The sequence below is a fragment of the Actinomycetota bacterium genome (assembly GCA_041658565.1).
Lineage (GTDB): Bacteria > Actinomycetota > AC-67 > AC-67 > AC-67 > JBAZZY01.
Window position 1 is genome coordinate 17,028 of the sequence record JBAZZY010000021.1, and the last position, 20,437, is coordinate 37,464.

Genomic DNA, 20,437 nt, shown 5'->3' on the forward strand with positions numbered 1-20,437 from the left:
CGCGGGGTGGAGCAGTTCGGTAGCTCGCTGGGCTCATAACCCAGAGGTCGTAGGTTCAAATCCTACCCCCGCTACTCAAGGAGACCCAGGTCAAACGGCCTGGGTTTTCTCTTTGCCGGTGGCTCAGGCAGCCAGGAAGCAGTGCTCGGCGCGGAAGACGGCAGTTTCCGGGCCTGATTAGCAGCGAGGCAATCCAGGCCAACCATCGAAGGGCGCTGCAATGGGCTTGTCGAGGAGTGTGCCATATGCCGACAGTGGCATGCCACCCTTGGCATATGGCACACTGGAAGCCGTGAGTCCCATCAGAGACGTCCTCGAGCGTGCCCTGCCCGGCGCCAAGCTGACCGAACGCAAGGGCGAGATCGAAGTGCTGCTTCCCGGCGGTCCATCTGCGCGGTATCGCATCGTGACCGACGCTGATGGTGTCGACGGGACTCAATCCCAAACGGTGCTCTTTGCCGAGCACGCGGATCCGCACACCCTGGCTGTGCTTCGGGAGGCGAGATCATCCTTCGTTACGGCGCAGGGGATCGTCTTCCTCGTTGGCCCGGGCTTGTACGTCGACGTGCGCCCGCCGCGTGCGCTGAGCGATCCCGATCGAACACGGAACCCGTTCAGCACCGGAGGACGGCGGGTTTGCGTCTCGCTGCTTCTGCACCCCGAACGAGATTGGACCGTCCGCGATCTTGCGACCGCCTCGTCGGTATCCGAGAGTTTCGTTTCGCGCGTTGTCGGCGCACTGGAGGATCAAGGCTTCGTGGATGTGGACGAGAGGCGTTTCCGACCGCGCGTCGAGTTTCTGTTCGCGGCGCTCGCCGAACACTGGCCGAAACCGAGCGTGTTCTTCTCCGGGCGAGCGCCCACCGGGAAAGGCGACGCGGTGATTGGGGGCGGTCCCGCCTACGAGAAGCTTGGGCTGGTGGTTCCGGCCCTGCCCCGTGCCTATGTTCCGACCCGCGATCGATTGCGTTCGCTGATTGTGCAGACCAACTCCACTCCCTCAACGTCGCGGATGGCGCAATGGGAAGCGGTCATTCAGCCTCTGCCGCTCACGAATGGACTGGCCCCGGGACTAATCTGTGCACTCGAACTCGCGCGTGACGCGCGCGGCAGGGAAGTTCTTCGAAACCGGGACCTCGTGCCATGGCCGATTCACGTTTGATCACTGTGCCGCGTGTGATTGTTGACGTCCTGGCGTCCCTGAGCCGCGCCGTCGGCACGCCGGTGATGTTGGCGGGAGGCTGGGCTGTTCATTGCCGTCTCGCGCTCGTGAACAGAATGGCGAGGCCGACCGAGGACATCGACGTGGCGCTTCGCCGGGGGATGCGACCCGCGAGGGCAGCATTGGCCGCGATCAACGCTATGCAGGATGATCCGCAGCATGCCGCGCGACTGAGCGGATTCCCGTTGATCGTCGATCTTCTTGCCGATGATGTTGACGAGGCGCTCAAGGCCGAGCCCGGCCTCGTGCGCGACGTGGACGGTCTCCAGATGATGGTCCCCCCGTTCGCCGATCTTCTGGCGCACCGTGTCGAGCTTGTGACCCTCGACGCCGAAGGAGTCTCCACGGTCATCTTGCTTCCACGTGCCGGTGCCTTGTTCGCCTCGAAGCTCGGCTGCCTTTACCTTGAGTATCGGGAGCCGAGGAAGAAGGCAAGCGACGGCCTCGATGCGCTCGCACTGCTTGAGGCGTATGGACCTACGGCGCTGGCCGAAGACGTCGCACGGACTCCACCGGAGAGGCGAGCCCTCTTGGCAACCCGGCTTCAGGGCGTCGGATTCAGCGCGCTGGCTGCACAAGCGCGCGTTGCGGGTGGCGAGCCGTACCCCGAAGGCGCGGTCGCGGTCGCTGAACTCGTTCGACTTCTTCGGACGTAGGTGGGTGGAGATGTTAAAGGCGATGCTCGACCCCAAGAACCAAGGAATCCCGGCGGGACGCAACCTGTCATAGGTCTGACGGAGAAAAATGCGTGACGAGTACGACTTCGATGGAGGGAGCCGCGGCAAGTATGCGGACCGGATGGGCACGGTCCGATTCTTGACGCATCCCGATGTGATTCTAGATCCCAAGGTGGCGGTCCCTCAGTGGGGTCTTTCCGAGCGCGGCTGTTCGAGGATGGCCCGCGCAGCGTCCGGGTCATGGGTTTCGCGACTTTCGGCAATATGGTCGAGCGACGAGCGGAAGGCGATTGAGGCCGGCGGGATCTTGGCCGAGGCCGCAGGATTGACGTTGGAAGTGCTGCGCGAACTCGCGGAGATCGATCGCTCATCGACGGGCGTCTTGCCCGGCGACGAACACCTTGACAACACCGCGTTGTTCTATTCGCAGCCGGATGTGAGCGCGCGGGGATGGGAAACCGCCCGGGCCGCTCAGCAGCGGATCCTTCAAGCGGTTTAAGAGGTTGTCTCTTGTTCGCCGGAAGGCGACGTAGCCATCGTTTCGCACGGCGCCGTAGGAACGCTTCTGCTGTGCGCGCTCAAAGGCGTCGAGATCGATTCGCGTGAAGACCAGCCTGGACAAGGTCATGCGTTCTCCTTCGACCGAAAGACGCGCGCCCTTCGACACGCATGGATCTCGATCGAGGACTTGTCTTAGGCATCTCTTCTGCCGTCCAGCCTTGTCGGATTTGGCTCCCAAGGTCTATGGCCGTCAAGGTCGCCGAAGCGCTCGGCATTCGACCTTGTGAATTTGCGGGGTAGCGCGCTAGCGGCATCTTTCGCTAATGCGAGTGGATCAGTCGCCGTGCACTCATGCAGGTCAGCGAAGTGACGCGGTGTTGGTCGAGCCTTGGACAATCGCACAACCATGGCATTCGATCCCTATTAGTGAGAGGAGTCGATTGGATCGGGCGGCGATCCGATCCGCCGGCCGGCTGGAGGCGGCCTGGATGATGGAGGACGACAAAGTCGGGGAGGTTCTCTCGACTTGCGTTGGACTCGCACTCGCGTCGGTGCAGGAATCGTACGAGGCCTGGGGGTTGCTGCTTGCGACCACCGACTTCGAATCCGAGCAGATACTGCAGGGCATGGCCATTCTGTTGGAGGTCGTGACGGCCCTGCTCATCTCGGAGACGGACACCCGCGGGAGTGTCGAGGACTGGCTCAAGCGATACGCGCTCCAACTCGCGAAGGGAGGAGTGAGGTAGAGGGAAGTCCTGCGGTTCTTTGACCGCGGGACAAGCGTGTTGGTACGGTCCCCCCGTCCCGAACGGCGCGTTTCGAAGGCGCCGTCTCGAGAGGTGGTCCGCCGGGGGAGACTGGATGGTCGGTGCGCTCGTCGCCCTTGCGGCGGCGGTTGTCAGCAGCACGGGACTGGTGTTGCTCAAGCGCGGGGTGGACGACATCTCTCGGGTCACGTGGAAGCCGAGCCGGCACGTCGCCCGTGAGTTCTTCCGCAGTCGCATTTGGCTGACGGGCTTCGTGCTCCAGTTGTTCTCGCTGGTCTTGTTCATCGCGGCACTCAACTTGGCGCCGGTGACGGTGGTGCAACCCGTCAAGAGCTCGGGCGTCTTGGTGCTCGTATTCCTTGCGGCGGTCTACCTGAAGGAGCGGATAACCCTCCGCGAAAGATTCTGCATCGCCTTGGTGGTGGCCGGACTTTGCATGCTGGGACTCAGCCTGTCTCGGGTGGAGGGAGTCCCGCCGGTGGTCGCTCACGGCCGCTTGGCTGCTTTCGGTCTGATCTCGCTCGCGGCCACCGGTCTGCTTCTGGGGATCGCGGTCGCGATGAAGCGCGCGCCGGATTGGGGAGTCGGACTCGGACTGATCGCGGGGGTGCTCTTCGGACTGTCCACGCTGGTGACCAAGGCGGTCACCATCGTGCTGGACCTGCACCCGTTCCTGAGCCTGCCGGGCCTGACGTATGTGGGGTTCATGGTCGCGCTGACTCTGTTCCCGTTCCTGCTTGAGCAGGCCGCCCTGCAGCGGGGCAAGGCTTCGACCGTGGTGCCGATAATCGCGGCGTTGGTGGCGACCTTGCCCGTGCTCGGCGGATTCTGGGTGTTTTCCGAACGGCTTCCCGAGTCGGCCCTGCAGCAAGCGGCGAGGCTGGGCGGCATCGTCGCGATCCTCATCGGGGCCGTGGCGCTGTCTCAGTTCAGTCAACCCAAGGTTGAGCGCGTGATCCACTTACCCGAGACGGCCGACGCGGTGGAGGTGAGTGGATGAAGAACGTGGCGCGCGCTTCTCACCTCGCGGCTTTCGTGGCCGCACTGGCTGCCGTCTTCGCAGGCGCGCTGCCCGGCGCCGCCGCTGGAAGTTCGAACATCGTGGTGCGCGCTGACGCTCCGTCCGGCGCATCGAACCAGAAACTCACCGGCGTGGGGTGGAACACGGGGACTCTTGACGGTGTCGCCGGTCTCGAGCCTCACCAAGTGCGTATCGACGCGTCTCTGCAGTCGGCCGCCCCATCGCTGGGTGTCCTCGATCTCACGCAAGTCAAGGAGCAGGTCGCCGCGGTGCGTGCGATCGGCGCCGAACCGCTCGTCGGTCTCTGGTACATGCCGCGGTGGTTGGGGGAGCCCCTTGCGGCGGGACGCGACCCGATGCTCGTCGCGCCCCACGACTTCGACGTATGGGAGGCGCTGATCCGCGACGTCGTGCGCGAATTGGCGACGGCGCCGGAGCCCGCGCTTCGGTTCGAGGTCTGGAACGAACCCGATAGCCCGATTTTCTGGCAGGACACGCCGGCGGCGTTCTACGAGGTGGCGATCCGCACTCACCGCGCGGTCGCGGCGGTTGCCACGGAGACCGGGTTGCCGCTTGAGATCGGTGGTCCGGCCGCTACCTTCCCCGACCCACCCTTCATGCTTGGCTACCTCGCGGCCCTTCGGAACGCCGGCGTGCCACTCGACTTCGTGTCGTGGCACTACTACGGTAACTACCCGTTCCTCGGTCCAGACGGCGCGGAGGCAACGATTCCCGAACCTGCGCGTCCGATTACGTTGGTCTGGGGTCAGCGCAATCCCGCAACCACGCCGGCGATCTACGGCGTCGGGGTGGAACTCGTGCGCGCGCTGACCGACTCGGCCCTTGCCGGGAGCGCCCTCGACCCGAGGTTGATGATCACGGAATGGAATCTCTCGGCAGGCGGTCACGATGTCCGCAACGACTCCAACGTCGGCGCAGCGTTCGACGCCGCAACCTTGATCGAGATGGAACGTTCAGGCCTGGACGCTGCCGACTTCTATCGCGCGTCGAACAGTCCGAGCGAGACCCGGCCCGGGGATTGGGGACTAGTGTGGGCGGACGGGTCGCCGAAGCCTGCGTGGTGGATCTTCCGGGCGTGGCTTGAGACGGCGGGCGAAGTTCTGCCGATCGAAGGTGACGATCCCGCCGGAGGCTTGTGGGCGCGCGCCACCGCATCGCCCGGTCGCATCGACGTTCTTCTGGCGTCGTTCGTCGCCACGGGCGGATCGGCGCGCGATGTGACCGTTTCTCTGGCGGGCGCGTGCGCCGGCTCCGCGGAGGTCCGGGCCCTAAGCGAAGCTTCCTCGGATCTCGCCGCCGCTACCGACGTGGAGGTTGGTCCGAACGGTCTGTCGCTGGTTCTTCCGCCTGAGTCTTTGACTTGGGTGCGGTTCTCGACCGGCTGCGCGTGACGTTTCGGCCGCCGCCGCGTTCGGCGACGCCTGTGGGAACCTGATTCAGATCTACCAGGAGTGACTTCGCGCGCGGCAGGGGATCGGGTCTTGCGCGGCGAACCTGATGCACACGCGCGCGCCTTGGCGCGCGCGCATCAGCCGGGTGCGAGGGAGGGTCATGAGGCTTTCAAAGATGAGTTCGGCGCGCGCGCCGAAGAGCGTGGTCGCGTCGGTGCTCGTGCTCGTGCTCGGGCTGTCCCTCGCGGGGCGCGCGGACGTGGGCGAGGTCGAGATCGCAAGCGGTCCGCTGACGGCCGTTGTGCGTCTCGATCCGTTCGGTGTTTCGTTTCAGCAAGACCGGGGAGAGGGCTTCACAGATATTCCATCTGACTTGCTCGGCCGGTACGGGACCCTCGGCTTCACCGTGGACGCGCGCGTGGACGCGCAGAGTCCGGCGGCCGGGTACGGGCTGTTTGCCGATGCGCCCGGTCCCTGGTTTCACGCCACGCGCGCGACGGAGACCGGCCCCGGCAAGTTCCTGGTTGCGACCGACGACCCCACCAGGACCTTCGACCTGATCGTTTCCGCCGGCGCGGACGGCGTCATGCAGGTGCGCGCGACGCTGAACAACGCTATCGGGGTCACCGCGACGGGTTGGTCGTTCGAGGCGGCCGAGGGCGAGCGTTTCCTCGGATTCGGCGAGCGCGCGAACGGAGCCGACCAGACCGGAAATATGGTCGAGACCTGGAACGAGGAAGGCCCGTGGTCGGGTGGATCCCTCAAGCCTGTGACCGATCCGGCGCTGGGCGATCGCTGGCAAGGTCCGACACCGTTCCCCGGTACGAACTTCTCGATGCCGTGGTTCGTCAGCAGCCGTGGCTACGGGTTCTTGCTGGACACCTCGTACCCGAGCCGCTTCCGCATGGGCTCGGATCGCAAAGACGCCTGGAACGTCGAGAGCCGCGATCCGGAGTTCGCCTTCCGCGTCTACGCAGGGCCGACGCCGGCGGACGTGGTTGCGCGCTTCAGCGCCGACGTGGGCCGTCAGCCCGAGCCCTCGGAGTGGTTCTTCGGACCCTGGTACCAGCCGTCGGGTTCGATCGGAGGATCGCTCGCGGCCAAGTGGCGCGACGAGTGGGACGTTCCGATGACCGTTGCCCAGACCTACACGCACTACCTGCCTTGCGGCGCGCAGGTCGGCAACCGCGACGCGCGCAAGGCCCAAACCGAGGCCTATCATGCGCTCGGATACAAGATCACGACCTACGTGAACTCCTTCGTCTGCATGGATCATCCCGAGGGCGCCTACGACGAGGGCGACGCCAAGGGGTACTTCATCAAGACCCGCGCCGGCACCACGTATCCGGTTCCGTATGCGGCTTACTACGACTCGCCCTGGCACGGGATCGTGGACTTCTCCAACCCCGACGCCGGCGAATGGTGGCGGGGGCTCATCACCCAGGCGCTCGAGGACGGTTACGACGGTTGGATGGAGGACTTCGGCGAGTACGTGCCGCCCGACGCTGTGATGTTCGACGGCCGTTCGGGCCTGGAGGCGCACAACGACTACTGCAACCAGTATCACGAAGCCTCCGATGTGCTGACGCGCGCCCGGGAGTTCGCCCAGTTCGTTCGCTGCGGCTACACGGGGTCGGCCAAGTACTCGCGCCTAGTGTGGGGCGGCGATCCGTCCGAGGACTTCTCCAAAGCCGATGGTCTGGCGGCCGCGGTGAGCCAGGGGATTTCCATGGGACTCTCCGGCGTCGCCTACTGGGGTAGCGACATCGGGGGCTTTCACGCGATCTTCACCGACCGCACCGACGCCGAGTTGCAGTCTCGGTGGCTTCAGTTCGGGGCGTTCTCCGGCATCATGCGTACCCAAGGCAACGGGTACCCGCGCCCCGGGGATTCCACGCCGCGCGCGCAGCCTTGGGACGACGACGTCCGCCCGATCTGGCGTAAGTTCGCCAAGTTGCGGACTCAGTTGTTCCCCTACATCTGGGACGCGGCGCAGGAGTACCGCAGCACCGGGATACCGATGATCCGTCACCTTGGGCTGGCGAATCCGGCGGATCAGGGGGCTTACTCGCCCGAGGCGGAGTACGAGTACATGTTCGGCCCGGACATCCTTGTGGCACCCGTGATCGAGTCGGGAGCGACCACCCGGGATGTCTACCTCCCGCCTGGGGAGTGGGTGGATTTCTGGCAGGCCGTTGCCTACGACGAGGCAACCGGGTCCTTCGATCGCGTGGGGTCGGCGACGACCGTCACGGGAGGCCGGGTGGTAAAGGCCGACGCTCCGCTGGATCGGATTCCGCTATTCGTGCGCGCGGGCGCATGCCTGCGACTGCTTCCGGCCGACGTGGATACGCTGGCCGATCTTGGGGCAGAAGTGGACGGGTTGGTGCGCCTGGCGGACGTCACGCAGACGCGCGCGCTCGACTTTGGTGGGTGCTCGGGCTAGGGGTCGCTAGCAGGCGGCGCTGAGGATCCGGTACGGGTTGACCGGGTTGCCGCCGTTGGGGTGCCACTCGAAGTGCAGGTGCGGACCCGAGCAGTTCCCCGTACACCCGACTCGACCCATGAACTCGCCCATCTGAACCGACTGGCCGACTCTGACCGAACGGCTGGACAAGTGCGCGTACCACCACTCGTCTCCACCGGAGTCGCGGATGATGATTCCAAGGCCCATCCAGTTGCCGGTCGGGGTGTCCACCACGCGCGCAGGCATCGCTGCTCGTACGGGCTGACCGCTGTTGGCGCGAATGTCGTTCCCCGCGTGCGGACCGCCGCGCCGGGCGTCGCCCCAGTCGTTGGAAACCGATACGGGACCGCCGACCGGACACAGGAATCCGCGACCACCGGATCGCGATGCGCGCGCGCCCAAGCGCGCGCCGAACTTCTTGACCAGCGCCTGCAGCTTCGTCAGCTCCGCGAGTTTCGCGTTGAGTTCCTTGCGGCGCGCGCTCATCTCGTTGCGGCCGGCCGTGGCGCGCTTGACTGCCGACCGCAGAGCGGCGGACTGGACCCTCGACCGAGCGCGAAGCGCCTGGACTTCTTCGAGGAGTTCCTGCTCGCCCATCCGGACCTGCTCGAGGTAACTCATGCGATCGATCGCACCGGCGAGGTCTCCGCCGATGGTCAGGGCGGGGGCGTTGTCCTCGACGCCCATGATGTATAGCTCGGCGGCGCGATGGCTGATTGCTTGGCGCAGGAACGTGTGGCGGCCGGAGGCGGCTCGCAAGGCCCCACGGTGCGCGGCTGCGGCCTTCTCGGCGAGTTCGAGCTTTGTGGTTGCAACGTCGAGGCGTCGGCTGATCACGCTCATCTGCGCGCGCACCGCGGAGATCTTGGTGCGGATCTCGGGGAGGGTGAGCGCGCTCGCGGGCTGGGCGCTTGAAATGCTCGACAGGACCATCGCAAGAACGATGGCCGGCTGTAGTGCCGTCTTTTTTAGTCTCATGGGCTGGGGAAGCGCCTCGCGGGCTGCCGAGACGCCGGAATACCCGTAGCCAGGCTGCCAGAGACCTCCGGAGGGGTCAAATCGAGCTAGTCACCAAAACTGACGCGCGCGTCAGTTTTGCCCCGGCCGCCAGGTCAAGGTCGAGCCTCTGTGTAAAGTGTTCGCGAAATGACAGGAGAGACTGCGGGGGCGGCGACGAAGGAGCGGTTCGAGGCCGAAGCTCTTCCCTACCTTGACCAGCTCTACGCTGCGGCTTTGCGGATGACGAGGAACCCAGCCGACGCCGAGGACCTCGTCCAGCAGGTGTTCATGCGGGCCTACACCGCCTTCCACCAGTTCGAGTCGGGAACCAACTTAAAGGCCTGGCTCTACAAGATCTTGACCAACACATTTATTTCGGGCTACCGCAAGAAGCAGCGTCAGCCCCGGACCGTGTCGGCGGACGAGTACGAGGACTTCTCGCTGTACGACACGATGGTCGAGCATCGCCTAACCCCAGAGGCTGAGCTGCTGGATCGACTGCCCGACGAAGAGGTCAAGGCCGCGTTGGACTCGTTGCCGGAGCAGTTTCGGACGGCCGTCTTGCTGGCCGACGTCGAAGGATTCAGTTACCAGGAAATCGCAGACATCATGGGAGTAGCGATCGGAACCGTCATGTCTCGGCTCCATCGTGGAAGGAAGGCGCTCCAGCGAGCGTTATGGGAATACGCAAGGACTCGCGGGCTGGTAGAGGATAGGGAGCCATGGAGAACCCCGAGACGGACTGTAGATCCGTCCTAGAGCGCCTGTATCTCTACCTGGACGGAGAGATCGCGCCGGAAGACGGCACGGATATTGGGCGGCACATCAGGGACTGTTTGCCGTGTCAGGACCATGCCGACTTCGAGCAGCACTTCAAGGAACTCGTCAGGCGGAAGGTGTGCAAGGAAGACGTGCCGGCGCACCTCCTGGAGCGGGTGCGCGCCAATCTCGAATCGATGACCTGAGCGGCAGCGAATTACCACTCCATCGAAGTTCCGCGCTTCTCGAGCACCTTCGCCAGAGCCTGAATGACTGCCGGGTCGTATTCGTAGGTCATCCCCAGGTACAGCCTTTCCAGGGCGTCTCTTGGGTTGAGTCCGATTCCGCCGGGCTTGGTGATGTCGTCGAACGCGCTCGCCACCTTGATGATCTTGGCGCCCGCGGACAGGTCCGGGTCGGCATCCTCGCCGCGACGGCGGTACGGATCGTGCTGGCGCTCGATCATGTCGGCGACCTTCGGGAAGTGGCCGGTCTCCCTCACGATTCCTGCTCCCACCACGGCCAACTCCCTGCGGTCGGGCTCGCCGGCCGCCGGATCCGGAATGCTCACCCGGCCGATGTCGTGCAGTAGCGCTGCGTACTCGATCTCGTTCAGCGCTTGGTCGGTGATCCCCAGTTCGCGCGCGATCGCCACCGAGAGGTCCGCGACGCGGCCGGAGTGCCCGCGCGCGGTGTAGCCCGCGAGTTCGGGCACCTTGGAGAGCGCGCGGATGGTCTGCAGGTAGGTCTTGCGGATCGAGGCGAATTGCCGGAAGGCAAACTGGGTTGCGGCAAGGGGGGCGAGGAACAGCGGGAACGCCCAGTAGTCCAGCGACGGATAAGAGAGTGCGAGCAAGGCACCCACCGACAGGATGGACAAGTGCAGAGCCGATGTTGAGCGCAGAGTGCTGACGAAGACCGGAAGGAATGGGATCCGCTCCCGGTCGACCTGATGGAACGCGTGCAGCAGCGTCTCCATGAACAACAGGGTCACCAAGATGACGAGCAATCCCTCCTTAGAGATGCTCGTGCCGGCCGCGCCGCCGGCCGGGGAGTGGTTGCCGAACGGTTCGAGCACCGATATCCCGGCGATGGAGTAGTAGACGGACATCGCAGCCGCCAGTACGACGACTCGGCGCGCGCTGTCGAGGAGTCGAGTGGGCTCGCGGAGCACTGCGCGCATGGCGGTCGAGATCGTAAGTCCGCAGGCGAGAACCGTTACCGCCGCGGGAACGTCGATGCCGGCGAGGAAGGCGAAGCCGAGAGCGGGCGCAAGGCCCATCGAGTACTGACGGTCGTTCGGAAGGGTCACCTCGAACATCTCGCCGGCCGCTACGAGGGCGGCGAACGCGCCGAATACCCGCCAGTCGCCGGGCACAAGAAAGACCACCGACACCGTGACGACACATAGTGCGCCGGCCGCCGTGATGACGTCGCTAGAGCGAAGCCGCGTACGCGCCGCTTCCATCGCCTTCCTCCTCCAGCGTGATGTATTCCTCTGTTGTGGGTTCCCAGTGCCGCTTTGCCAGCGCCTTCTCGAGGGCAGCGACCGCGCGCCCATCGAACTGGCTGCCCATGCAGCGCCGGAGTTCCACCAAAGCGTCCTGAATAGGTATCGCCTTCCGGTACGTCCGAGTTGAGGTCATGGAGTCAAATGCGTCGGCCACCGAGATCAGGCGGGCGAACAGGGGGATGGCATCGCCCGAGAGTCCGTCGGGATACCCGCGACCATCGATTCGCTCATGGTGGTGGCGCACACCCTCGATGGCCTCTTCCAAGAGGTCGATCTCGGAGATGATCTCGACTCCTCGTTCGGGGTGGATCTTCATGTGGTCGTATTCAGCGTCGGTCAACTTGCCTGTCTTTCTAAGGACCGAACCCAGGATCGTCAGCTTTCCGACATCGTGCATGAGGGCCGCGTAACGGATGGCCCGGCATCGGGGCTCCGAGAGCCCGTAGGCGCGCGCCGTCCACTCGGCCAATCGCGAAACCCGCTCCGCGTGTCCTCGGGTGTAGGGGTCCTTGGCCTCGATCGCCTCGACCAGGCTGCGAACCGTCTTGTCGAAGGCCCCCTGCATCGTGATCGCGGCTTGAAAAGCGTGGCGCGCGACCAGCAGCGGCATAAGAAGGAACAGCACAGAAGCCCAAGACACTTGCCGGTAGAGCAACCCAAGCAGTAGTCCGAGCAGGGCAAACGCAACGTAGGTGCCTATTAGGCCTGCGTACTGGGACCGCCAGACGCGGATCATCGACCGCTTCTCGCTGATCGCTACGGCCCCCGATACCAACAGGGTATTCGCGAGGAAGTTGACGGCCGTGCAGGCCAGCAGGGGGACGAGAACGCCGCCCAGAACCGAACCGCTGAGCAGGGAGGAGCCGACCCCCGAGGTGATCCGGATCCCGCCCGCCCACTCGTAGACGAGACCGGCCAGCCCGGCGCTGATGGCGAGTTGCGAGGCGTTGAAGAGATGCCGGATCGGGGACCGCCCGCGCGCGTTGCGCAAGCTGAGCGTCCCCAGCAGCGTCGCGACGATCGCTTCCGCAGGCCCCGCCGTAACGATCGCCGCGATCGTGACCACAAAACTAACCGAGTACGTCGTGCCGTTGGCCATTTCGACTGGGAATTGCTCGGCGAGAAAGGCGAGCACGCCGAGGCCAAGGGCGAGCCCCCACAGCACTCCGACAGGAGTGCTCAGCGTCAAAGCCGAGACTCCAGTGGCGCTTAAGAAGCAAAAAGCTACGTATAGGCGGATAGAAGGCCGCATAGGTCTCCGCTCATAGGTCTCTGAGCCAAGAGGGTGGGGTCAGGCGGCGCCGCTTACGCCCGGTCGGTTCATTTTCTAGATCTCACCACTTCGCATTTGCCCCAGCTGCGAGGAACATCGCTGCCAGGGTCGCAAGCATCGCAAGGACGCGTTTCATGTTTAGGCGTCAACTCCCTTCGAACGGATTCCCCTCGTCCGCTAGTGAGGGGTGTGTCCGCTCCGCTCAGGGCTGGTTGGCGCCGCCGCCCGATCTCACCCGATTTGTTGTTGTCAATCCGGCGTTGGATGGGATCGAACGCAAGAGAACTCCCCCCGGTACCGGCAAAGCACTACTTCCAGGGGGAGTTCCTAATCCTGACCTTCCGGTCAGGGAGCGCACCTATGGTGTCACTACGCAACACAAATTGTCAACAGTCACTCCTGTCACGGTAGCGGGAGGAGGGGGTTCGGGGCGAGAGGTTCAAGAACCGACTCCAGGGATGATAGGTCAGCAACCAGTTGTTCGATTGTCGACGCGGGGAATCTCCGATGCCCGCCCAACGTGGCGAGATACGGCAACCGGCCTTCCTTGGCCCAACGGGCAATCGTCTTGGGCGAAACGTGGAGGCGACCGGCGACCTCCGAGGTGCGAAGGTATTTCTCTCTGCGTGCCATCATCTTCCATCCTCCGATAAGGGGTTTACTCGGCAGGGGACCGGGGTGGAGCACGAGATGGCGTGTTCCGGGAGCAATTTCGAAGTCTCCCGCGCTGGCGCGACATGCGGGTTGATCCGTTTGCTGGGTTGGGGCTGTTCATGGCCGCATTCTTGGATCGAATCGTCGAAGCGGCATCCCCCAAGGGGTGTAACTAATCTCGGTCGGGTGGCGTAGATAATCGGTCGGGGCAGGGGGGTTACCCTGATGTTGAGTGCGAGATCCCGGCACGATTCGCCGCGGTAGGGATCTGGGCCCGCCGTGAGACCCCGAGCTTGCGCCTGATGTTGTCCACGTGTTTCTTCACGGTCGCCCGGCTCAAGAAGAGCGTGGAGGCGATCTCGCTATCCAGCATTCCGTCGGCGACCATGACGAGGATCTCAAGTTCGCGATCGGTTATCCCAGAGGGGTGCGCTGATCTCGGTCTTCCTCTGGTCGCGGGTCGCGTCCGCTCGATGAACCGTTCTAGGTCGGCGGATCTCTTCTTCGCGCCTATGAGGCTGAAGGCGTTCCGGGCTGCGGCGGCCTGTGCAAGGCCTTCGGTTCGCCGTCCGCTCTGAAACAGCGCGCGTGCGGCGATCTCCCGGATACGGGCGGTCTCGTAGGGGAACGTCACCCGACTTTGAAGCCACGGCTCACTTGTGAGGAGGGCTTCTTCCCATCGGCCCGTGGCCAGCTCGATCTGTGCGGAGACCCGGCGCACAGCGATCTCAAGGGTCTGAGCGTTGGGCAAGTGCTTGCATGCCGCAGCTTGGTATCGAACGGCTGCCTCGACGTCGTCGAGATGGAGGCACGCCTCGGATAGCACAACGAATGTGAGGCTAAGTTCCCGCGGTTCGAGGGCCCCGTTCGCCAGAGTTGGAATCTGTTGCAGGTGTTTCCTGCTTTCTGCCGGCCTGCCAGCCTCAAGGAGCGCGAGGCCAAGGGCGTCTAGGGCGGCAATCTTGCAGGCTGGGTTCCTGGACTGTGCGGCGAGGTCAAGTGCGCGGCTTGCTTCGTCGAGCGCGTGGGGCAGATCCCCCGCCCACGCGTAGAGTCGCGCCGAGCTGCAGCACAGCGTCGCCGCATCCCAAACGTCGCCGCCAGATATCGCTGCGTCAAGTGCGCGCGTGATCATCTCTCTCGCCGAGTTCCATTCGCCAGCCACGATCTTGAGCCAGACAAGATTGGATGTAATCCACCGGCGGTGTTCTTCCGAATTCGTCTCCGTCAGCGCTTCTTCCCACAGCCGCCGGGCCCGCGAGACTTGGCCCTTGGTGAAGGCCACCAAGCCCAGGTGGCCGATCGCGCGCGCGCGCGTCGGTGTCCCGTGCGCATCTTTCACCAGAGCGCGGAGTTCTGTCTCTGCCTTGCCGACGTGTCCGGCGATGCCGTGCAGAACGGCGATCGCGTGACGCACGTTGAGGGCATCGGAATGGTCGGCGAGCGGAGCAGCCTGCTTGAGATCTGCCAGGGCGTCGGCAAACGAGCCGCACATCCGATGGGAATGGCTCCGACCGATGAGGATCCTGGCACGCGTGGCGTTGGTCGGTGCGACATCAATTGCGAGCGCGTAGAGCGCGGCCGCGCGTTGAGGATCGAATCGCGCGGTTGCCTCTGCTTGCGACGTCAAGACGGAGCATCTTTCTCCGTCGCCGCTCGGGATCTCAGACACGAGGTGTCCGTACCAATCTGCTGCCTCGCGGTAGCTTCCCGCCTGGAATGCTTCGAGCGCAGCGTCCCGGAGGTGATTGGTGAGGGTTGCGGGCGGGCGGAGCGCGTTGAGAGCGTGATGGGCGAGTTCTGCCGCGCTGGTGTGGGCGGCGCTCTGCTGTGACAGGATTGCGTAGGCTCGCTCGTGCATCGCGGAGCGCGACAAGGGACCCATCACCCGGCGAAGGACTGCATCGTACATCGGGTGGGCCAACTGAAAGCGCGGATGTGGCAGGAGGTCTCCGTTGACCAACCCCTGTTTCATCAGGTCTTCCAGGGTGGCAACAAGAAGATCGACATCCAACTTGGTGATTCCTGCGAGTTCGTCGAATCGAACATCGCGACCAAGGACTGCGAGGGCCTGGGCGACCGTGTTTGAGGGCTGGCGAAGCTGCCCCATCCGATGTTCGATCGCCTCCTGAAGGGCGCATTGCCGTGCTCCTGGGCCGTGCCCTTCTCGTACGCGCCAGTAACCGCCGACCTGTGTGACGACGTCCTGTTCGCGTAGGGCGCGGAGGGTTTCCATCATGAACAAGGGATTCCCGGATGTCTGGGCGTACAAGAGGGATGCGAGAGAGGGAAGCACGGGACCGTCGAGCAGGTGCTCCGCCAGTGCTTGCGTCGAAAGAGCATCGAGACCCGAGACGTCGAGGCGATTGACCCAGAGGTCGGCTGATGGCTCGTACGGAATGGGTGCGCTAGACATATGGGAGCGCACGCTCGTTGCCAGGAGATATCCACCGTCGGCACCGCGAATCGCGGGAAGGAGCAGGAGGTTGGCGCTGTCGGGTGGGATCCACTGGTAGTCGTCGATGAAGATGCCGATGGGGGCGAGGGCTGCGGTGGCTTCGAGCGCGCGCGCCACTTGGGGTAGGTCTGCCGGATACTCGTTGGCGGACGTTGTTCCTCGGAGGGTGCCTACGACGCGGATCAGGGGGTCCGGCGGGGAGAGATGCCGGGCGTGGCAGGCTTCGACGAGCCCGGAAAGCAGGTCTCCAATCGGGAAGCGCGGAGGTAGGCCTGCCGCCGCGGGAACTCGAACGAAGGCGGTCAGGAACCCGGTCTCAACGGCTCGCTGGTGGACCCAGCGAAGCAGGGCGGTCTTTCCGATGCCGGCGGGGCCGGACAGGACGAGGCCGCGTTTTGCCCCGGCGGCGACTTGCTCGAGGACCGGCTCGAGCTGATGCAGTTCTCTATCTCTGCCTATCAGTTCTCTCATCGCGGCTTCCCCCAATGGCCGACGATCGGACAATGGTGACAAATCGGCAGATGAAAGTCCAGTCGAGGTCTTCCACCCCGCGCATGGAGGGCGAAGAAATAGGCGGGCACCTCGTCGCCGGTGGCGCAGTGCTGGACCGACGACAATGTGGTCTTCTAAGTATTGAAGTCACGGGCTGTGCGGCCACCTGCGACTGGTGTGAACAACTCGGCGATCGCAGTCGTTCCGTGGCCCGAACTCCGGTGACCGTTGCGAGTCGCGAGTTGATGCCGGTGCCATCCTCAACCTAGACCGAGACCGGAAGTTGAGACACCTTCAGGGCGCGCGGGATCCGGAGGTCGGAACCCTCGCCAAGCGCGTAATCAGATGAAGAGGATCTGCGCGCCGCGGGTCATCTCGATGAACTGCGACGCGTTGATGATTCCCTCGATGTCATCGCGTAGATCGGCTTCTGTGAGCTTGTTCATGTCGGCCGACATCCGGCACGCCCACAGGTGTCCACCCGACGCAACGATCTGATCGAGGAAGTCCGGCACCTCCGGAATCCCAAGATCCGAGAGCTGCTTCTTCAGCATGTGTGTCGCCATTGCCTGCATCCCCGGCATCGGAGCCAGTGCCTGAGGAATGCGCGCGTCGCCGATCGGAAGATGCATGGCGGCATTGCCTGTGGGGGTGAACTTGAGGTTCCACATCCGCGACTTCGTAATCATGTCGAAGCCCCAGAAGGTGAAGAACAGGTGCGTCTCGACCCCCTCTCCGAGCGCGGCGTTGGCCAGCACCAAGCCGGGGTAGGCCATGTCCAAGTTCCCCTTGGAGCAGATCAGGGCGAGTGTGCGATCCGTCTTCTCGTCGTCGAACGTCGGAACGATCGGCGTTGTCTGTGTAGTCGTCATGGCTGGGCCTCCACTCTCGATGTTCACACGCAGCCTTGCGGTTTGGGTAATCCGGCGATGTACGCCATCTTCTTCGCAGGCTTCTTGGGGAACAGCAGGAACTGTTCTTTGATCGGCACGCCGCCGAGGGATTGCACACGGCGACTGGTTGCGGTTTCGCCCTGCTGCTTGTAGTCCTCGCGGAGGAACCGGATGACCTTCCAGTGCGCGTCGGTCATCTCGATGCCGATCTGCACGGCAAGCGCCGCGCCCAGTTCCTCGTTCCACTCGTCGTAGTCGGTGAGGAATCCTTCCTCATTGACGTGAACCTCGTGGCCGCCGATTGTGGTCACAGGCATTGGTTGTCCCTCCTCAATTGGTGCTTTCGAGGTGCTTGCCCGCCATCGACATCAGCGCGGGCAACGGCATCGGGCGGCCGGGGAGCAGAACGTTCCAGTACAGCCAGCGGAACATCATCTTCCCCCGGTGGTTCATCTGGGTTTCTTTGAGCAGACTGAACGGTCCCAAGCCCGGCAGCGGGTACTTGCCGGGCAACGGCTCGATGTCGTAGTTGAAGTCGATGAGCATGGCTTTGCCTTTGCCACATTCAATGAAGCAATTGGCATGCCCGTCGAACTTCTTGGTCATCTCCAAGCCTTGCGCGTGACGCACGAAGTTCTCAGGAAACAACTCCATCGAGAAGTGCGCGACCGATCCCGCTTTCGACGCGGGTATGTCTGATGCGTCGCCGACTGCGAAGATGTTCTCGTACGCCTTGGACAGCAGCGTGTGTTTGTCGACCGGCACGTAGTTACCCTCGTTGCCCAGCCCGGAACGAGCTATGTAGTCCGCGCCCATGTTTAGTGGGGTGGTCACCAGCAGGTCGAAAGGAATCTCCCGCTCATCGAACGAAACCAGCGTCTTGGCGTCCGGATCGATCCGCTCGACGACGAAGTCACCCTCGAACTGGATCTTGCGCTCCGTGAGCATCCCGCTGAGGTGCCGGGAAGCCACCGGCTTGGTGAACGGGCCCTCCAGCGGCGTCACATACGTGATGTCGACGCGGTCTCGCATGGCGCGTGCGGTGAAGAATGCATCGGCAAGAAACGTGAACTCCAGTGGAGCCACTGGGCACTTGATCGGCATTTCGACGATGTGCACGGCCAGTCGGCCACCGTTCCACGTCTCGAGCTTCTTGCGTAGCGCCGTCGCACCCTCGTACGTGTAGAACTCGTGAATGCTCCCACGCCACTCGCTCCCCATCATCCCAGGGGTCTGATCGGGTCGCGGCGATGTTCCGGTAGCGATCACAAGGTAGTCGTATGGCAGAGATGTGCCGTCCGTGAGAAGCACCTTGTTATCGTCCGCGGCCACGCGGTCGATCTCGCCGCGGATCAGATCGACCCCATCCGGAATGAACCGGCGCGTTGGCTTGACGATCTCGTCGTGGCGGTAGATGCCGAACGGAACGAACAAGTAGCCCGGTTGGTAGTAGTGCGTGTCGCTCTGCTCGACGATTGTGATCGCCCACTCCTCCGGGCGAAGGCGCGGACGGAGCTTGTTCACTGCCATCGTCCCGGCCGTGCCGGCGCCGAGCACCAGTAGTCGTTTCATCCTCCGCTCCTTGCGTCGCTTGTGTCATAAGGATGGGTCTGTGTGGCGAGCCGCGACAGCGCCGCGGCCACCTTCGGCAATGCGGTGAGAGCTTTCTCCCTGCCGACACCATCGAGCTGGTACAGCGCGGGATCATTCGTTCCTTCGGGCGCGATGCCCCCGATCAGAACCATCCCGATGAGCTGAGACCCGCGACGAACCAAGGCGCGCGCGCACTCAAACCCCAGCCGACCCGCCTGGAGACGAGCCTCGAAGTCGAGGTGGTCCGCAAGCGCGCGCCACTCGGCAATGCACGCTGCCGCAACGTCCGGATCACCGGCCCGATCGGTGAACCACGGGCATGGGTTGGCGACCTGCGTGATCGGGTGACCGGCCATGTCGGTCACCACCATCATGACGCCGAGCAGTTCCGCCGCCATGTCGATCACCGGCTGCGCCACGTTCGGAAGGAGCGCGACGGTGCTCTCAACCGCTGGGTTGTGCGCGCGGGCTGCCACTCCTAACCGGACCAGCTCATCCACGCGACCGGCAGGGAAACGCCACTGCCGGCCGACCTTCACGGCCGGCAGCCGCCCTGAGCCGGCCATGCGGTAGATCGTCGAGGTGTCGACGTCGAGCAACCGGCTCAACTCCTCAGCGGTGAGCAAACCCTTCGCAAGTTCCTGCCTCTCCTGCATGACTTGCAGGGTATGCTAACTCATGCATGTGGACTAGGGACCAAGGACCCACGGACAAAGAGGCTTTCGCCGTCACGCCCGCCTGGAAGACCCGCAGGGGCATCGTGGACGGAGCCACCGAAGAAACGGCGTGCCATCAACGCGGTATATTTACGGTTTGCGTAGATCGGGGGTGAACGCCCTTGGACGCATTGCGACGGGATCCGGAGGGCGGACACGTGTTTGACGATTCACGATCTCGCGGAGCAGGAACCGGCTGCTCGCGCTCGAAATGAGTGCTAGGGCGGGTTTTCCCCATGAACCCGGCTTCGAAGAGGTCCCGATCGAGGTCGTGTATCGTCGCCTGAGGGAATCGATTCCGGGGCTGCCTCGTCCGGGGCGCCCCGTTGGCGGACGGAGCGTGAGTTCGACGGAACCTGACGGCCACTCGAATGGGCACTCGGCGACCGAGACGCGGATACGGGAACTTGAGGCCGCTTTGTTGCGCATTCCGAGCATTACGGGCGCGCGCGTTGTAGCTACGCCCGCCGGTCGGATCGCTGAGGTGCATATTCTCTCGCGCCGCGATCGAGGGCCCAAGCAGTTGGTCCGAGACGTTCAGAGCGTTGCGGTGGCGAGCTTCGGGATCGAGATCGACTACCGGACGGTCAGCGTTGTTCAGCTCGAGGACGTCGCAGTCGAATCGGAATCTGAACCAGCCGCTCCCCAGGTTCGGGGCACCAGGGTGGAACTGCTCGGGGTTGCCGCCGAGACCAGTGGGCACGCGACCGAGATCACGGTGCGGCTCCGGCTTGGTGACCACGAGGAGATCGGTCGCGCGCGCGGTCCGGGCTCGTCGGGGATCCGGCTTGTCGCGCGCGCGGTGGTTGATGCGGTGGGCGAGTTCATGGGCGACTCCGCGCTGGACGTGGATTTCGCCGACGTCGTCCCCGCGGGACTCCATTCGGTTGCGGTCTCGGTGTTGCGACTCGCGACGCCGCGAGGGGACCAGATCGTTTCGGGCTCCGCAGTGGTGCGCAAGGATGCGGCCGACGCGATTGCGCGCGCATCCCTCGCCGCTTTGAACCGCCTGGTCTAGGT

At 64.2% G+C, this 20,437-nt stretch carries 19 protein-coding genes and 1 tRNA gene; 11 read left to right on the forward strand and 9 right to left on the reverse strand.

What is annotated here, in order from left to right; translation table 11 throughout:
- The 8 genes from WDA27_10580 to WDA27_10615 all read left to right on the forward strand — a co-directional run bounded on the left by WDA27_10580 (position 1) and on the right by WDA27_10615 (position 8,046).
- A tRNA-Met gene (locus tag WDA27_10580) sits at positions 1-74 on the forward strand.
- 218 nt (positions 75-292) lie between these two features.
- The gene (locus tag WDA27_10585; GenBank protein MFA5891373.1) at positions 293-1,162 is read left to right on the forward strand and encodes a hypothetical protein; all 870 of its coding nucleotides are present in this window, start codon (positions 293-295) and stop codon (positions 1,160-1,162) included.
- Complete coding sequence (locus WDA27_10590) at positions 1,144-1,878, forward strand: hypothetical protein (GenBank protein MFA5891374.1); 735 nt, start codon at positions 1,144-1,146, stop codon at positions 1,876-1,878. The genes WDA27_10585 and WDA27_10590 overlap by 19 nt, the downstream gene beginning before the upstream one ends.
- Positions 1,879-2,020: 142 nt before the next feature.
- On the forward strand, positions 2,021-2,398 hold the full coding sequence (locus WDA27_10595) for a histidine phosphatase family protein (protein ID MFA5891375.1): 378 nt from the start codon (positions 2,021-2,023) through the stop codon (positions 2,396-2,398).
- Between the two features lie 442 nt (positions 2,399-2,840).
- Positions 2,841-3,146 (forward strand): hypothetical protein, encoded by a 306-nt coding sequence (locus WDA27_10600; protein MFA5891376.1) that lies wholly within the window; start codon positions 2,841-2,843, stop codon positions 3,144-3,146.
- Between the two features lie 115 nt (positions 3,147-3,261).
- Positions 3,262-4,167 carry a DMT family transporter gene (locus WDA27_10605; protein MFA5891377.1) on the forward strand — a complete coding sequence of 302 codons (906 nt, stop codon included), beginning with the start codon at positions 3,262-3,264 and terminating at the stop codon, positions 4,165-4,167.
- Positions 4,164-5,600, forward strand: a complete 1,437-nt coding sequence (locus WDA27_10610; protein MFA5891378.1) for a hypothetical protein — start codon at positions 4,164-4,166, stop codon at positions 5,598-5,600. Before WDA27_10605 ends, WDA27_10610 begins: the two co-directional genes overlap by 4 nt.
- A 160-nt stretch (positions 5,601-5,760) precedes the next feature.
- A complete protein-coding gene (locus WDA27_10615) occupies positions 5,761-8,046 on the forward strand; it encodes a TIM-barrel domain-containing protein (GenBank protein ID MFA5891379.1) in 2,286 nt (761 codons plus the stop codon).
- A gap of 6 nt (positions 8,047-8,052) precedes the next feature.
- On the opposite strand, the gene WDA27_10620 is transcribed toward WDA27_10615, so the two are convergent.
- Positions 8,053-9,045: a peptidoglycan DD-metalloendopeptidase family protein gene (locus tag WDA27_10620; protein MFA5891380.1), complete on the reverse strand. Its 993-nt coding sequence runs from the start codon at positions 9,043-9,045 to the stop codon at positions 8,053-8,055.
- Positions 9,046-9,213: 168 nt separating this feature from the next.
- Between WDA27_10620 and WDA27_10625 the strand changes: the two genes are divergently transcribed.
- Entirely contained in the window at positions 9,214-9,825 is a 612-nt protein-coding gene (locus tag WDA27_10625) for a sigma-70 family RNA polymerase sigma factor (GenBank protein ID MFA5891381.1), read from the forward strand.
- The gene (gene rsrA, locus WDA27_10630) at positions 9,789-10,031 is read left to right on the forward strand and encodes a mycothiol system anti-sigma-R factor (GenBank protein ID MFA5891382.1); all 243 of its coding nucleotides are present in this window, start codon (positions 9,789-9,791) and stop codon (positions 10,029-10,031) included. Before WDA27_10625 ends, rsrA begins: the two co-directional genes overlap by 37 nt.
- 11 nt (positions 10,032-10,042) lie before the next feature.
- Here the strand turns inward: rsrA and WDA27_10635 are convergent, their stop codons facing one another.
- The 8 genes from WDA27_10635 to WDA27_10670 all read right to left on the reverse strand — a co-directional run bounded on the left by WDA27_10635 (position 10,043) and on the right by WDA27_10670 (position 19,357).
- Positions 10,043-11,293, reverse strand: coding sequence for an HD domain-containing protein (locus tag WDA27_10635; protein ID MFA5891383.1), 1,251 nt, complete (start codon positions 11,291-11,293; stop codon positions 10,043-10,045).
- Positions 11,262-12,527, reverse strand: a complete 1,266-nt coding sequence (locus WDA27_10640) for an HD-GYP domain-containing protein (GenBank protein ID MFA5891384.1) — start codon at positions 12,525-12,527, stop codon at positions 11,262-11,264. Before WDA27_10640 ends, WDA27_10635 begins: the two co-directional genes overlap by 32 nt.
- Before the next feature lie 486 nt (positions 12,528-13,013).
- Positions 13,014-13,247 carry a helix-turn-helix domain-containing protein gene (locus WDA27_10645; protein MFA5891385.1) on the reverse strand — a complete coding sequence of 78 codons (234 nt, stop codon included), beginning with the start codon at positions 13,245-13,247 and terminating at the stop codon, positions 13,014-13,016.
- A 235-nt stretch (positions 13,248-13,482) separates the two neighbouring features.
- Entirely contained in the window at positions 13,483-16,194 is a 2,712-nt protein-coding gene (locus tag WDA27_10650; protein ID MFA5891386.1) for a BREX system ATP-binding domain-containing protein, read from the reverse strand.
- Positions 16,195-16,556: 362 nt separating this feature from the next.
- On the reverse strand, positions 16,557-17,087 hold the full coding sequence (locus WDA27_10655) for a DsrE/DsrF/DrsH-like family protein (protein MFA5891387.1): 531 nt from the start codon (positions 17,085-17,087) through the stop codon (positions 16,557-16,559).
- 23 nt (positions 17,088-17,110) lie between these two features.
- A complete protein-coding gene (locus tag WDA27_10660; GenBank protein ID MFA5891388.1) occupies positions 17,111-17,425 on the reverse strand; it encodes a TusE/DsrC/DsvC family sulfur relay protein in 315 nt (104 codons plus the stop codon).
- A 13-nt stretch (positions 17,426-17,438) separates the two neighbouring features.
- Positions 17,439-18,680, reverse strand: a complete 1,242-nt coding sequence (locus WDA27_10665; protein ID MFA5891389.1) for an FAD/NAD(P)-binding oxidoreductase — start codon at positions 18,678-18,680, stop codon at positions 17,439-17,441.
- Positions 18,677-19,357: a helix-turn-helix domain-containing protein gene (locus WDA27_10670; GenBank protein MFA5891390.1), complete on the reverse strand. Its 681-nt coding sequence runs from the start codon at positions 19,355-19,357 to the stop codon at positions 18,677-18,679. The genes WDA27_10665 and WDA27_10670 overlap by 4 nt, the downstream gene beginning before the upstream one ends.
- Before the next feature lie 400 nt (positions 19,358-19,757).
- On the opposite strand from WDA27_10670, the gene WDA27_10675 reads away from it, so the two are divergent.
- Positions 19,758-20,435, forward strand: a complete 678-nt coding sequence (locus WDA27_10675) for a hypothetical protein (GenBank protein MFA5891391.1) — start codon at positions 19,758-19,760, stop codon at positions 20,433-20,435.
- The last annotated feature ends 2 nt before the right edge of the window (positions 20,436-20,437 follow it).